The organism is Streptomyces alkaliterrae, assembly GCF_007097205.2.
GTDB lineage: Bacteria > Actinomycetota > Actinomycetes > Streptomycetales > Streptomycetaceae > Streptomyces > Streptomyces alkaliterrae.
Genome location: NZ_VJYK02000148.1, coordinates 1 through 13,571, shown reverse-complemented (window position 1 = coordinate 13,571; position 13,571 = coordinate 1). Strand labels below are relative to the sequence as shown.

The 13,571-nt window shown below is 72.2% G+C and carries 12 protein-coding genes; 4 read left to right on the top strand and 8 right to left on the bottom strand.

Annotated elements, in window-relative coordinates; genetic code table 11:
• On the bottom strand, nt 1-328 hold a 328-nt coding region (locus tag FNX44_RS28045; protein ID WP_173019201.1), incomplete at its 3' end, for an aminotransferase class IV.
• A 103-nt stretch (nt 329-431) separates the two neighbouring features.
• Nucleotides 432-2,759 (bottom strand): MMPL family transporter, encoded by a 2,328-nt coding sequence (locus FNX44_RS15240; RefSeq protein ID WP_143648788.1) that lies wholly within the window; start codon nt 2,757-2,759, stop codon nt 432-434.
• Between the two features lie 275 nt (nt 2,760-3,034).
• Between FNX44_RS15240 and FNX44_RS15235 the strand changes: the two genes are divergently transcribed.
• Both FNX44_RS15235 and FNX44_RS15230 read left to right on the top strand, forming a co-directional pair.
• Nucleotides 3,035-6,469: a S41 family peptidase gene (locus FNX44_RS15235; protein ID WP_153507319.1), complete on the top strand. Its 3,435-nt coding sequence runs from the start codon at nt 3,035-3,037 to the stop codon at nt 6,467-6,469.
• Between the two features lie 133 nt (nt 6,470-6,602).
• Nucleotides 6,603-6,965, top strand: coding sequence for a hypothetical protein (locus FNX44_RS15230; RefSeq protein ID WP_143648786.1), 363 nt, complete (start codon nt 6,603-6,605; stop codon nt 6,963-6,965).
• A 171-nt stretch (nt 6,966-7,136) separates the two neighbouring features.
• Here the strand turns inward: FNX44_RS15230 and FNX44_RS15225 are convergent, their stop codons facing one another.
• From FNX44_RS15225 to FNX44_RS15215, 3 genes are read right to left on the bottom strand one after another with little or no spacing between them, the layout of a single operon-like run.
• Nucleotides 7,137-8,021, bottom strand: a complete 885-nt coding sequence (locus FNX44_RS15225) for an SDR family oxidoreductase (RefSeq protein WP_143648785.1) — start codon at nt 8,019-8,021, stop codon at nt 7,137-7,139.
• The gene (locus tag FNX44_RS15220; RefSeq protein ID WP_143648784.1) at nt 8,018-9,112 is read right to left on the bottom strand and encodes an alpha/beta fold hydrolase; all 1,095 of its coding nucleotides are present in this window, start codon (nt 9,110-9,112) and stop codon (nt 8,018-8,020) included. The genes FNX44_RS15225 and FNX44_RS15220 overlap by 4 nt, the downstream gene beginning before the upstream one ends.
• Nucleotides 9,109-10,674 (bottom strand): flavin-containing monooxygenase, encoded by a 1,566-nt coding sequence (locus FNX44_RS15215; RefSeq protein ID WP_143648783.1) that lies wholly within the window; start codon nt 10,672-10,674, stop codon nt 9,109-9,111. Before FNX44_RS15215 ends, FNX44_RS15220 begins: the two co-directional genes overlap by 4 nt.
• Before the next feature lie 195 nt (nt 10,675-10,869).
• Between FNX44_RS15215 and FNX44_RS15210 the strand changes: the two genes are divergently transcribed.
• Nucleotides 10,870-11,664 (top strand): MerR family transcriptional regulator, encoded by a 795-nt coding sequence (locus FNX44_RS15210; protein WP_143648782.1) that lies wholly within the window; start codon nt 10,870-10,872, stop codon nt 11,662-11,664.
• Between the two features lie 23 nt (nt 11,665-11,687).
• On the opposite strand, the gene FNX44_RS15205 is transcribed toward FNX44_RS15210, so the two are convergent.
• From FNX44_RS15205 to FNX44_RS15195, 3 genes are all read right to left on the bottom strand, one after another.
• Nucleotides 11,688-11,879 (bottom strand): hypothetical protein, encoded by a 192-nt coding sequence (locus tag FNX44_RS15205; RefSeq protein WP_143648781.1) that lies wholly within the window; start codon nt 11,877-11,879, stop codon nt 11,688-11,690.
• 80 nt (nt 11,880-11,959) lie between these two features.
• Complete coding sequence (locus FNX44_RS15200; RefSeq protein ID WP_143648780.1) at nt 11,960-12,430, bottom strand: NUDIX hydrolase; 471 nt, start codon at nt 12,428-12,430, stop codon at nt 11,960-11,962.
• Between the two features lie 4 nt (nt 12,431-12,434).
• Nucleotides 12,435-13,175: a helix-turn-helix domain-containing protein gene (locus tag FNX44_RS15195; protein WP_143648779.1), complete on the bottom strand. Its 741-nt coding sequence runs from the start codon at nt 13,173-13,175 to the stop codon at nt 12,435-12,437.
• A gap of 116 nt (nt 13,176-13,291) precedes the next feature.
• Here FNX44_RS15195 and FNX44_RS15190 point away from each other — a divergent pair, with 116 nt between their 5' ends.
• On the top strand, nt 13,292-13,492 hold the full coding sequence (locus FNX44_RS15190; RefSeq protein WP_143648778.1) for a hypothetical protein: 201 nt from the start codon (nt 13,292-13,294) through the stop codon (nt 13,490-13,492).
• Nucleotides 13,493-13,571 lie beyond the last annotated feature (79 nt).

Below are 13,571 nucleotides of genomic sequence, written 5' to 3'. Positions count from 1 at the left end.
ATAAGAGACAGGTGACGAGTACGGCCGGGTGGGCGTCGGCGGCGAGGCGTCCGAGGTCGAGTGCCGGGTCGAAGACGGTGACGCGGAGGACGACGTCGGGAGTGGTGACGGGGGCGAGTCGGCGGGCGAGGGCGCGGACGCGGTCGGGGTCGAGGTCGGCGTGGAAGAGGGTGCGGCTGTCGTCGGTGAGGCGGCGGAGGTGCAGGGCGAGGCCGCGTACCCGGCCGTGGCGGGCGCGCATGGTGGTGAAGTGCCCGTAGTTGGTGAGGGCGAGGGTCTGGAGTTCGCCGGCCGTGACCGGGTGTCCGTTGAGCTCGCGCGATGCCATGCGGACAGCATGGCATCGCGCGACGCGGACACGGGACCGGCGCCGCGAGGCGGGTGCGCCGCATACGGCCGGCCCCGGCGTCGTGGGTCGAACGGCCCGCCCGTCAGACGGCCGTCGGTTGCGGCTGGGCGGTCGCGGCGCCCTGGCCGCCGGCGGGGCCGGTCGGCGGGGTGCCGCCGCCGTTGCCACCGCCGCCGCCACCGCCGGGGCCGCCGTCACCGTCGTCGCCCTTGCGGAAGTCGACGGCCTTCTGGCTGTCGAGGTACTTGGCGAGCTTCTCGCCCTCGACGTCGACGTTCGGCAGGATCCGGTCGAGCCAGCGCGGCAGCTTCCACGCCTTGTCGCCGAGCAGGGCGAGTACGGCCGGGACGATCGCCATCCGGACGATGAACGCGTCGAAGAGGATGGCGACGGCGAGGCCGAAGCCCATCATCTTGATCATGGTTTCGCCGGCGCCGATGAAGCCGGCGAAGACGCTGATCATGATGATCGCGGCGGCGGTCACGACCCGGGCGCCGAGCTTGAAGCCGGTGACGATGGCCTCGCTCGCGCTCTCGCCGTGAACGTACGCCTCCCTCATTCGGGTGACGAGGAAGACCTCGTAGTCCATCGCCAGTCCGAAGATCACGCCGATCATGAAGATCGGCATCATGCTCATGATCGGACCGGTCTGTTCGACGCCGAGCAGCCCGGCCAGCCAGCCCCACTGGAAGACCGCGACAACCGCGCCGAGCGCGGCGAGCACGGACAGCAGGAAGCCGAGCGCGGCCTTGAGCGGCACGAGGATCGAGCGGAACACCATCAGCAGCAGCAGGAACGCCAGTCCGACGACCAGGGCCAGGTACGGCACCAGCGCGTCGTCCATGACCTGCGAGAAGTCGACGTTGATCGCGGTCAGGCCGGTGACGAGTACGGCGGTGCCGGTGTCGGCGCGGAACTCGCCGGCCTTGGCGCGCAGGTCCTTCACCAGGTCCTGGGTCTCGACGCTGCTCGGCCGCGCCTCGGGGACGACGGTCACCAGGGCGGCGTCGCCTGCCTTGTTGGGGACGGCCGGGCCGACAAACGCGACGCCGTCCATCTCCCGGACCTTCTCGGCGATCCGCTCGCCGGCGCCCTGCGGGTCGTCGGAGTTCTTCTGGTCGAGAAGCATGACCAGCGGGCCGTTGAAGCCGGGGCCGAAGCCCTCGGCCATCATGTCGTAGGCCTTGCGCTGGGTGGTGTGGGTGGGCTGGTTGCCCTCGTCGGGCAGGCCGAGGTGGAGCTTGGACACGGGCAGTGCGACGGCGCCGAGCGCGAGCACGGCGGTGACGAGCACGACCACCGGGCGGCGCAGGGTGAAGCTGGCCCAGCGGGCGCCCATCGGGGGCTTGGCGTCGGCGTCCGGGGCGGGCACGCCGGTCTCCGGGTTGGCCTTGCGGACCTTGCGGCCGAAGATGCGCTTGCCGACCATGCCGAGCGCGGCGGGCACCAGGGTGATGGCGACGAGGACGGCGATGACCACCGTGCCGGCCGCCGCGAAGCCCATCTTCGTCAGGACGGGGATGTTGACGACGGCGAGGCCGGAGAGCGCGATGACCACGGTGAGGCCGGCGAAGACGACGGCGGAGCCGGCGGTGCCGACGGCGCGGCCGGCGGCCTCCTCGCGGTCGCGGCCCTCCATCAGCTCGGCGCGGTAGCGGGAGGCGATGAAGAGCGCGTAGTCGATGCCGACGGCGAGGCCGATCATCATCGCGAGCGTGATCGTGTTGGCGGACAGGCCGAGGACCGGGCCGAGGCCGACGATCGAGGAGATGCCGACGGAGACGCCGATGAGGGCGGTGATGAGCGGAAGTCCGGCGGCGACGAGCGAGCCGAACGTCACGATGAGCACAAAGGCGGCGACGCCGATGCCGATGATCTCGCCGTTGCCCATGTCCGGTTCGACGAAGAGCGCGTCACCTCCCATCTCGACGCTCAGTCCCGCCTCGCGGCCGAGTTCGGCGGCGGCCTTGAGCTGGTCGCGCGTCTTGTCGGTGATCTCCATGGCGTTGACGCCGTAGGTGATCTGGGCGTAGGCGATCGAGCCGTCCTGGCTGATCTGCTGCTCGTTCTGGAAGGGGCTGACGGCGGACTTGGCCTGGCCGCCGCCGGCCTTCTCGACGACCTTCTCGACGGTCTCGCGGTGCTCGGTGGCGGTGATCTTGTCGCCGTTGGGCGCGCGGAAGACTATCTTCGCCTCGGCGCCGTCCGCCGACATGCCGTCGAAGCGTTCCTCCATCAGGTCGGCGGCCTGCTGGGCCTCGGTGCCGGGGAGGCTGAAGTCGTCCTCGGGCGGGTCGCCGGCCGTCGACGCGGCGACGCTGGCCGAGACCAGCAGCGCCACCCACAGCAGGGCGACGATGCGGCGCCGCCGGAAGGCGAGTCTGCCGAGCTTGTACAGGAACGTGGCCACGGGTTTCTCCGGTGTCGGTCCAGCATCGGGCGTGCGGTGCGTGCGGTGCGCGTGGTGCGTGTGAGCCACCGAAAGTGGCAGCTCATGACAGAAGACGCCGCGGACGCCGGGACGGGTGACAACACCTGACGGATGAGGCGCAGATCACACAACCGGGCGGAACCCGGCACCCGGAAAAGCCCTCCGCGCGACCGGGCCGAACCGCGAACCGGACACCCGTTCGCCCCCCGCGCCGGTCGCGGCACGACTTGCCCGGCGGGCGGGGCGGCCGAACCATGGGTGGGGTGAGTGACGGCGCCTACCTACGGTTCCCGCACCTCCACGGCGAGCACGTGTGCTTCGTCGCGGAGGACGATCTGTGGCTCGCCCCGCTGGCCGCCGAGGACGCCGCGCCCGGCCGCGCGTGGCGGCTGACGGCGGACCGGACGCGGCTCGGCCCGCCCCGCTTCTCCCCCGACGGGCGGGAGATCGCCTTCACCAGCTGGCGCAGCCTCGATCCGGAGATCCACACCGTCCCGGTCGGCGGCGGCCCGGCGCGCCGGCTGACGTACTGGGGGGCGCCGGAGAACCGGGTGTGCGGCTGGACGCCCGAGGGGGACGTGCTCGCCGTCTCCTCCCACGGCCAGCCGTTCTCCCATTACACGTGGGGCTACCGGCTGCCGACGGACGGCTCGCCCGGCAGCCGACTGCCGTGGGGTCCCTGCTCGCACCTCGCGGTCGCAGACCTGGAAGGAGAGCGGAGGACGCTGCTGCTGACGGGAACGCCCCCGCACGAGCCGGCGAGTTGGAAGCGGTACCGGGGCGGGGCGATGGGCCGGCTGTGGCTGCACGGCGAACGCCTGCTGGCCGATCTGGCGGGCCACCTGGACTGCCCGATGTTCGTCCGCGACGCCGACGGCGGCACCCGCGTCGCGTTCCTCTCCGACCACGAGGGCGTCGGCAACCTGTACTCCTGCCGTCCCGACGGTACCGGGCTGCGCCGACACACCGACCACGCCGACTTCTACGCCCGGCACGCCGCCACCGACGGGCGCAGGGTCGTCTACCAGTGCGCGGGCGAGATGTGGCTGGTGCCGGACCTGGCGGCGGACTCCCGGCCGCGCCGACTGGCCGTCTCGCTCGGCGGGCCGCGCCCGGGGCGGCGCCGCTACCAGGTCGCGGCTGCGAACCACGTCGACTCGCTGGCCGTGGACACCACCGGCCGGGCCAGCGCGGTGTGCGTGCGCGGCAGCCTCCACTGGCTGACCCATCGGGACGGCCCGGCCCGCACGATCAGCGAGGAGCCCGGCGTCCGGGTGCGGCTGCCGGAGATGCTGGGGGACACGGGCCGCATCGCCTACGTCACCGACGCCGACGGCGAGGACACCATCGAGATCGCCCAACTCCCCCGCGCCAGCGGGGACCAGGAGCGCCGCCGACTCGCGACCGGGCGGCTGGGCCGGGTGCACGAGCTGGCCTCCTCCCCGGACGGCGGCACGCTGGCCGTCGCCTCCCACGACGGCCGGCTCCTGCTGGTGCGCACCGACGCGGACGAGCCGCCGCCCCTGCCGCCGCCGGCGGCGGACGAGCCGCCGGGCGCGGGGGGCGACACCGCGCCCGCCGACGCCACACCCAACGGCTCCACGCCCGCCGACGCCGCACCCAACGGCTCCGCGCCCGCCGACGCCGCATCCGGCGAGGCCGACGAACCGCTGGTCACCGAGCTGATCAGGTCGGTGAACGGCCCGGTCCGCGATCTGGCCTTCTCCCCCGACTCGGCCTGGCTCGCCTGGGCGCACCCGGGCATCGGCCGGTCACTGCGCCAGATCAAGATCGCCAAGCTCGCCGACGGCACCGTGCTGGAGGTGACCGGCGGCCGCTTCGAGGACGAGCAGCCGGTCTTCACCAGCGACGGCCGCTACCTCGCCTTCCTCTCCTGGCGCGGCTTCGACCCGGTGTACGACGTGCACACCGGTGACCTCTCCTTCCCGCTGGGCTGCCGCCCGTACCTGGTGCCGCTGAACTCCGCGACGAACTCGCCGTTCGCGCTGTCGCCGGAGGGCCGACCGGCGGCCGGCGGGCTCGATCCGGACGATACGGGCGCGGAGGACGGTTCGGTGTCCGTCGAGGCCGAGGGGTTGGAGAGCAGGGTGACGCCGTTCCCGGTGACGGCCTCGAAGTACTCGGCACTGCACCCGGTGGCCGGCGGCGGGCTGATCTGGCTCAGGTACCCGATCTCCGGCGCGCTGGGCGAGACGTTCGCCAACCCGGCGGACACCTCCGGCCGTCCCACGCTCGAACACTTCGACCTCGTGAAGGCCAAGCGGACCGAACTCACCGCCGAGGTCGACTGGTTCGCGGTGAGCGGCGACGGCACCCGGCTGGTGGTGGCGGACGAGGACGAGCTGCGCGCGGTGCCCTCGGCCGAGGCCGCCGACCACGACACGACCGTCTACATCGACCTGCGCCGGGTGCTGCACACCGTGGAGCCCGGCGCCGAGTGGCGGCAGGCTTTCGACGAGGCGGGCCGCATCACCCGGGCCTACTTCTGGGAGCCGGGGATGTGCGGCATCGACTGGGACGGCGTGCTCGACCAGTACCGCCCGCTCGTCGAACGGGTCGCCAGCCCCGACGAGTTCGCCGACCTGCTGCGTGAGGTGCTGGGCGAACTCGGCACCTCGCACGCGTACGTCACGCCGTCCCGCCGCAACGAGGGCCCGCCGCACTACCAGCGGGCGATCGGGCTGCTCGGCGCGAACTTCGCCCGGACGAAGCAGGGTGACTGGCAGGTGTCCCGCATCCTGCCGGGCGAGTCCTCGGACTCGCGTGCGCGGTCCCCGCTGGCCGGCACGGGCGTACGGGAGGGCGCGGTGCTCACCCATGTGGACGGTCGGCCGGTGGACCCGGTGGCGGGCCCCTACCCGCTGCTGGAGGCGGCGGGCGGCACGACGGTGGAGCTGACGTTCCGCAGTCCGGACGGGCGCGGCCCGGCCCGGCGGGTCGCGGTGATGCCGCTCGTGGACGACCGGCAGTTGCGCTACCAGGACTGGGTGGCCGGCCGCCGCGAGGTGGTGCGGCGGCTCAGCGACGGGCGCTGCGGCTATCTGCACATCCCCGACATGGGCGGCTCGGGCTGGGCACAGTTCAACCGGGACCTGCGCATGGAGGTGTCCAGGGAGGCGCTGATCGTCGACGTGCGCGGCAACGCGGGCGGGAACATCAGCGAGTTGGTCGTCGAGAAGCTGACCCGGACGATCCTCGGCTGGGACCTCACCCGCAACGCCCAGCCCGTGTCGTACACCAGCAACGCGCCGCGCGGTCCGGTGGTCGCGGTCGCGGACGAGGCGACCTCCTCGGACGGCGACATGATCACGGCGGCGTTCCGGCTGCTCGGCATCGGACCGGTGGTGGGCACCCGCACCTGGGGCGGTGTGGTGGGCATGACCGGTCGGCACCGGTTGGTCGACGGCACGGTCATCACCGTGCCGATGAACGCGGCCTGGTTCGACGCCTACGGCTGGGACGTGGAGAACCACGGCGTCGAGCCGGACATCGAGGCGCAACGGTCGCCGCTGGACTGGGCGGAAGGCCGTTACGTCGCGCTGAGCGCCGCCGTGCGCACTGCGCTTGACCTGCTGGAACGGCACCCGGCCCCGTCCCCGCCGGACTACTCCCGAGTACCCGACCGGCGCCGTCCGCCGCTGCCGCCGCGAAGCGGCCAGGCGGACTGAACACGAGGGCTGGGACGGCCGGTTGGCAGCGACGACCACCTGACCGGCACTGTCCGGAATGCGGCGAATATCACCCCGTGCAAGGCTGTTTCACGGCCCACTCGAACCACACCTTGGAGTGACACACATGGGCATGTCAGACCAGTTCCGGGACAAGGCGCAACAGGCGGCGGACCGGGCGAAGGAAGCGTTCGGCGACCGCGCCGAGAAGGAACAGCAGCGGCGCGCCCAGGAGCAGGGCGGCCGACAGCAGGGCGGCCCGGAACGCGGCTCCCCCAGCGGCGGCCAGCGCGGTACGCAGGGCGAGCGTCAGGGCAAGCGGCAGGGGCAGGGACAGACCGAGCGCACCGGCCGGGAGCCGCAGCGCGAGGCCGGACGCGAGCGCGGCACCCCCGACCCGGGCGCCCGCGAGCGGCAGGGCCGCACGGGTCCGACCGAGCGCCGTGCGGGCCACCAGGAGAGCCTGGACGACGCCTGGGACGAGCGCGAACGCTGAGCAGCGGCGTGTACGCCGGATAGCCGCGCCGGGGGCGCGTCCTTCAACGGACGCGCCCCCGGCCACGCCCGGCGGCACCCCCGCCGGACGCCCGCCTCCCCGCGGGCTCTCCCGACCGGCGGACGACCACGGCCCCGCCGTCACCGCCCGACCGGTCGTACATCCCCAGGCCTAGGAGTGCCGCTCCTTCTCGTCGGCCGCGCCGCCCGCGCCGACCAGACCGCGCGGTGCGCCCCCGCTCTCGGCCAACCTCTCCTGCACGCCCGCGAGTCGACGCGGGCCGAAGACGCCGATGAACGAGGGAAGACAGCCCCGGATCGGCTGCATCCCGCGCAACCACCACTGCGCGTAGACGTGCGCGGCGCGCCGCTCGACACCGGAGACGATCCGGTCGACGGCGGGGCTGAGCTCGTACGTCTTGTTCGCCGGCCACGGCAGTTTGCGGCGCACGTCGCGCAGCACCTCGTCCTCGTCGGCGCCGCGCACCATGTCGGTGTCCGTCCAACTCAGATACGCCACACCGACCTTGACGCCCCGGTGGGCGACCTCCGCGCGCAGGCTGTGCGCGAACGCCTCCACCCCGGACTTCGAGGCGCAGTACGCGGTCATCATCGGCGCGGCCGTGATCGCCGCGAGCGAGGCGATCTGCAGGAGGTAGCCGCGCGACTCCGTGAGCAGCGGCAGGAACGCCCGGCCGGTGACCGCCGAACCGATCAGGTTGACCTCGATGACCCGCCGCCAGGCGACCGGGTCGCTGTCGGCGAACGGCCCGCCCTGCGCCACCCCGGCGTTGGCGATCACCACGTCCACCTTGCCGAAGCGCGCCTTCACCTCCCGGGCGACCTCGGCCATCGCGACGTGGTCGGTGACGTCGGCGTGCCAGTGCTCGGAGTCGGTCGGCAGCGCCGCGCAGACCCGCTTCAGCTCCTCCGGTTCCAGCCCGACGAGGGCCAGCCGGGCGCCGCGCGCCGCGAGCTTGCGGGCGAGCAGTTCGCCCACCCCGCGCGCGGCACCGGTCACCACCACGACCTGCCCTTCCAACACCGTGCGGCTCATGAACTCTCCTTCAGGGCCCCGCGCTTCACGGACCTGCGCTTGTCTGACTTGGGCTCGGCGGCCTTGGCCGCATCGATCCTGGCCTCGTCGGCCGTGGGCGCGTCGGCCTTGGGCATGTCGGCCGTGGGCGCGTCGGCCTTGGGCGCGTCGGACGTGCCCGCGGCGCCCGGTTGGCGCAGGTTGTCGGCGGCGAGGCCGCGCAGCACCCCGGCCACGGCCTCCGGTGCCTCCATCGGCGTCATGTGGCCGAGCCCCGGGAGCCGGTGCAACTCGGTGAGATGGGGCAGCGCAGCGGCCAACCGGCGGGCGTGCGGGAACGGCGTGAGCCGGTCCCGGGTGCCGGCCACGACGGCAGTCGGCACGTCGAGTCGGGCCACCCGCGCGGCGAGGTCGAGTCCGGCCAGCACCCCGCCCCACGCGGCCCGCACCCGACGCGGGCAGCCGTGCACGATGCGGGCGGCGGCGTCCACCGCCTCCGGTGCGGCGTCCGGGCCCATGGTCGCGTACTTGATCGCCTTCCGGCCGAGCGGGGTGACCGGGCCGAGCGGCAGCGTGGCCGTGAGCAGCAGCCGGTGCGCCGGACCGCGCAACCGGGCGAACGGCACGGGCACCACCCGCGACTCCCCCGCCAGCCGTTGCGCGCCCGTACTGCAGAGCATCAACGCGGCCGCGTGCTCCCGCAGTTCGGGCCGTCCGGCGGCCGCCATGAGGGTCATGCCGCCCATCGAGTGGCCCCCGACGACGGCCTTCTCGCCGGGCGCCAGCACCGCGTCGAGCACGGCGCACAGGTCGTCGGCGAGCGTGGCGGTGCTGTAGCCGGTCGGTCGGCCGTCGAGCCCGGCCGGGCTGCTGCCGTGGCCACGCTGGTCGTAGACGACCACGCGGTGTCCGTCGGCGGTGAGGTCCCGGATCACCGGGGCCCAGAAGGCCGTCGAGCAGGTCCAGCCGTGGGCGAGCACGATCGGCGGGCCGTCGGCCGGGCCGTGCGTCTCGGCGTGCAGCGGCAGCCCGTCGGGGGCGGTGACGGTCAGCTCCCGTTCCGGCGGCGGCGGCGCGAAGCAGCCTGTGATGGCGTGGCGTCGACGGCTCATGCGGCGGCCTCCTGCTTCGACGGACGACCGGCGGTCGCGGCCGCCCTGCCCGCGCCGCGCGCCTTCGGCCGCAGCACCTCGTACTCCTCCAGCCGGACCTCTCGGGTGAGGCGGCGGAACTCGCCGGTGGTGCCAGGCCAGACCGTCGTGTTCCGGCCGTTCGCGTCCAGGTACCAGCTGTCGCAGCCGCCGGTGTTCCACACCGTGCGCCGCATCCGGTCCTGTACGAACTTGTTCCACGCGTGCACGGCGGACGGCCGCGCGTCCAACGCCACCCGGCCGCCGAGGACGTCCAACTGCCGCAGGTGGTCCACCATGTAGTTCAGCTGGGCCTCGATCATGAGGATCATCGAGCTGTTGCCCAGCCCGGTGTTGGGACCGATGATCGTCAGGAAGTTCGGGAAGCCCGCCGCGCCGGCGCCGCGCAGCGACTCCATGCCGTCCCGCCACGCCTCCGCGAGCGTGATGCCGCCCGCGCCCTTCACCTTCCGGGCGATCGGCATGTCCGTGACATGGAAGCCGGTGCCGAAGATGACGGCGTCCACCTCGGTCTCCGTCCCGTCGGCCGCCACGAGCGTGTTGCCCCGCACCTCCTTCAGCCCCGACGCGACCAGGTCGACGTTGGGCTTTGTCAGTGCCGGGTAGTAGTTGTTGGACAGCAGGATGCGTTTGCAGCCGATGCGGTAGTCCGGGGTGAGCCGACGCCGCATCTCCGGGTCCTTGACCGCCCGGCGCATGTGCGCCAGCGCCAGCCGCTGCACCAGGCCCAGCTCCTGCGGCCGCTTGGTGAACGCGCTGACCTGGAGCTCCCGCACACCCCACAGGATCTGCCGCCGCAGCGTGGCACTGATCGGCACCTTGCCGTGCAGCCAGCGCTCCAGCCCGCTGATCCGGCGGTCGACGCGCGGCATGACCCACGGCGGTGTGCGCTGGAAGAGGGTGAGCCGGCCGACGGTCGGCTGGATGGCGGGGACGATCTGGATCGCCGAGGCGCCTGTGCCGATCATCGCGACGCGCTTGCCTCGCAGGTCGTAGTCGTGGTCCCACTCCGCCGAGTGGAAGACCTTGCCGCCGAAGCCCTCCAGACCCGGGATGTCGGGAATCTTCGGGTCCGACAGCGGCCCGGTGGCGGAGACCACGACGTCGGCGGTGAGCGTGCCCTGGGACGTCTCGATCACCCAGCGCAGCTCGTCCTCGTCCCAGGTCAGCTGCTCGACGTCGTGGTGCAGCCGGATATGCGGACGCAGCCCGAAGTTGTCGGCGACGCCCTCCAGATAGGCGTGGATGTGCGCCTGCCCGGAGAAGCTGCGCGGCCACTGCGGATTGGGCGCGAAGGAGAAGGAGTAGAGGTGTGAGGGCACGTCGCAGGCGCACCCCGGATAGGTGTTGTCGTGCCAGGTGCCGCCCACGCCGCCACGGCGTTCGAGCACCACGAAGTCCGTGATCCCGGCCCGGCGAAGCCGCACGGCGGCGCCGAGGCCGCCGAAGCCCGATCCGATCACCGCCACCCGTACGTGTTCGCGTCCCGACTGCCCGCGCCGTCCGTGTTCGCGTTCGGCCATGCCGCCGCCTCCCGACCATGCGTCCCGACCATGTGACGCCGGCGGGCCTTCGCAGCCGCGCCGACTGTGCCAGTAATCACTGGCATGGTCGGCAGGCTAGAGCAGCTTCGTACCGAGCGGTAGGGGGCGCGGCGCGAAAAGTTACCGCGAGTTGCACCTGGGGCTCCGGCCCACCGACCGACATAGGCTGGCCACGTGGGGACCAGCGAAGAACAGCAGCAGCCACCGGCGACTCCGGCGACCCAGCCGCCGACCGGCGACCCGGCCGAGCCCACTCCCGACCGGGAGTACCGCGCCGCCGAACTCGCCGAGGCCGCCGGCATCACCACCCGCACCCTGCGCTTCTACCGCGAACGCAAACTGCTGCCGCCGCCCCGCCGGGAAGGCCGCATCGCCTGGTACGACGACCACCACCTCAACCGCCTGCACACCATCGCCGCGCTCCTCGAACGCGGACACACCCTCGGCGGCATCGCCGAACTCCTCGCCGCCTTCGAGAAGGGCCGCGACTCCCGCAGCGCCGCCGAACTCCTCGGCCTCACCGAGGCCCACACCCCCCGCTTCTCCGAGGAGACACCCGTCCGCCTCACCCCGGAGGACCTGGCCTCCCACTTCCCCGGCGAGGACACCCCGGAAAACCTCTCCGCCGCCCTCGACCTCGGCTACCTCTCCGTCGAGGGCGACGAGATCGTGCACGTCAGCCGCCGACTCCTCGACGCCTCCGCCGCACTCGTCCGCGAAGGCATCCCCCTGGCGGACGTCCTCTCCACCGGCGCCCACGTCCGCGCCCAGGTCGAGACCATCGCCGAACTCTTCGCCGAACTGCTCAAGGAGAACCTGCTCGGCGACAACGCCGCCACCGACGCCGTCCTCGAAGCCGTCGACCGCCTCCGCCCCCACGCCAAACAGGTCGTCGAAGCCGAACTCTCCATGGCACTGGACCGCAAGGTCCGCAGCGAGGTCGAGACCTGGCTCGCGGAACGCACCTGAGGCGCGGTGAGGCGCGAGGCGCCTCAGGCGTCCCGCTTGTCGCCCTCCACGTCGGCGCCGCCCTCGGCGGCGCCCAGCGCCAGGTCCGGCGCCGACGAGCGCCCGTCGTCCTTCTTCGCCTCCGACTCCTGCGACGGCTGAACGGTCGGCGTCGCCAGCGACGCCACCACACCGACGGCAAACGAGGCGATCGCGAGCATGCTGCGCTTCTTCATACCCGGCGCAACGATCCACCACCCCGAACGGTTACGCCGAACGCGCGAGGCCCACTCTCGGAGCGAGGCCTCTCCAACAGTCAGCCGAGGTAGGGCTTGCCTCGGTGCTCCAGGAAGTGCTGGAGTCGAAGCCGCTGGGTGTGGTGCATGGACAGGGAGTCGAGTGCTTCTCGTTCCACGAAGCGCAGTTCGGTGCTCTCGTCGGAGATGGCCAGGGTTCCGCCGACCACGCGCGCGGTAAAGCAGACGTTGAACTGTCGGCGAACCTCCCCGTCGCTGTAGGCGATGATGTGGCGAGGATCGGTGTACGTGCCGACGAGTCCCGTGATCTCGACCTCAAGGCCTGTCTCTTCCCTGACCTCCCGTACGGCCGCGCCGGGAAGCGAGTCGCCCATGTCCATGCCGCCGCCCGGCAGCGCCCACAGGTCGTTGTCCCGACGTCGCTGGAGCAGGATGCGCCCCTGACCGTCGGTGACGACGGCGGAGGCCGCTACGACCAGGGTGTTGGGTTCGGGCGCGTTCGGATCGTCGTAGTACTCGGTACGTGCCATCGGTTCACCCTTCCACGGGCCAGGCTGTCTCCCACACTGCTGCGAAACTCTCCGTGTAGGTGTCGAACATGCCCCTTTCACCGCTGCGCCGAAGGTGCCACACGGGCGCGCCGTATGCGTTCACACCCCACACGTGCGCGTTCACCAACACCTCGCCGTCCGTGCGGTACAGACTGTTGTAGAGCGTCGTGCCGTGAGTCCGCAGCTCGATGCCGGGGACACCGACCAACGGCCGATAGTGCATGAGAGCGAGGCGGCAGCGGGGCTCGATACCGTGTCCGAACTTCTCCTCTCGGCCCCGCTGTTTGACTTGCAAGCTCTCCGCGTCACCCAAAGCGATCCGGACCGCGCATCCGTCGGCAGCGCGCTCGCGAAGCAGATCGTTGAGGCGCGGGTACGCCTCATGTAGGAACACGGCAGCGTAGACCAGCACATCGATCTGTTGGCGGGCTTTGGCGAGCAGGTCCACATACACCGACACCGGCACGTCCGATCGCTGGGCGTACAGCGTGACAAGGTCGGGGCTGACGGCCCGCGCAGCACGTGGCTGTCGGAGCGCCGGCCACAGCGCGTGTACGTCATCTCCCAGAGCTTCCGCTGCCCGCAGAGCCGCTGCCCGCCGTGGCGTACGTCCGAGGTTGACCCATCGCTCGACGGTCTTGGGGTCGACCTCGACCCTCAGGGCCAGGTCTGCGTATGTCCACCCTCTACCCGCCATGGCCGCACGCAGACGTTCGTTCGACATCTCCCGGTCCTTCCGAGTAGTGGACGCACCAGGGACGTTCTATCCCGGACGGGACGTCCCGAAGTGGGAAACGTACGCGGTTCCCCCGTCCTGAGGACCAGCGCCAACATCGCCTCATGACCACGGAACCGACTCGGTACAGCACACCGCCCGTTGAGTTGCCGCTGCGCTGGCGCGTCGAGCCCGTACCTGTCCCGGACTGCTCCCGGTGCGCGGCACTCGCTGCCCACCGAGAGCGCGCCCGCGCCACCGGCGACCTCGCCGCCGTCACCGACTGCAACGTCCGACTCCGGCGGCACGCGGAAGGGCACCGGTGAAGGAGCGGCACTACCAGGCCCCCGGCGTCCCCCTCCTCACCCTCCGAGTCTCCAGGGACCTGTCTCTTATACACACTGA

What these genes read in the sequence shown, in the direction of transcription:
- FNX44_RS15235 (WP_153507319.1), top strand. Translation starts at nt 3,035, where the DNA reads ATGGGTGGGGTGAGTGACGGCGCCTACCTACGGTTCCCGCACCTCCAC.
- FNX44_RS15230 (WP_143648786.1), top strand. Translation starts at nt 6,603, where the DNA reads ATGTCAGACCAGTTCCGGGACAAGGCGCAACAGGCGGCGGACCGGGCG.
- FNX44_RS15225 (WP_143648785.1), bottom strand. Translation starts at nt 8,021, where the DNA reads ATGAGCCGCACGGTGTTGGAAGGGCAGGTCGTGGTGGTGACCGGTGCC.
- FNX44_RS15220 (WP_143648784.1), bottom strand. Translation starts at nt 9,112, where the DNA reads ATGAGCCGTCGACGCCACGCCATCACAGGCTGCTTCGCGCCGCCGCCG.
- FNX44_RS15215 (WP_143648783.1), bottom strand. Translation starts at nt 10,674, where the DNA reads ATGGCCGAACGCGAACACGGACGGCGCGGGCAGTCGGGACGCGAACAC.
- FNX44_RS15205 (WP_143648781.1), bottom strand. Translation starts at nt 11,879, where the DNA reads ATGAAGAAGCGCAGCATGCTCGCGATCGCCTCGTTTGCCGTCGGTGTG.
- FNX44_RS15200 (WP_143648780.1), bottom strand. Translation starts at nt 12,430, where the DNA reads ATGGCACGTACCGAGTACTACGACGATCCGAACGCGCCCGAACCCAAC.
- FNX44_RS15195 (WP_143648779.1), bottom strand. Translation starts at nt 13,175, where the DNA reads ATGTCGAACGAACGTCTGCGTGCGGCCATGGCGGGTAGAGGGTGGACA.
- FNX44_RS15190 (WP_143648778.1), top strand. Translation starts at nt 13,292, where the DNA reads ATGACCACGGAACCGACTCGGTACAGCACACCGCCCGTTGAGTTGCCG.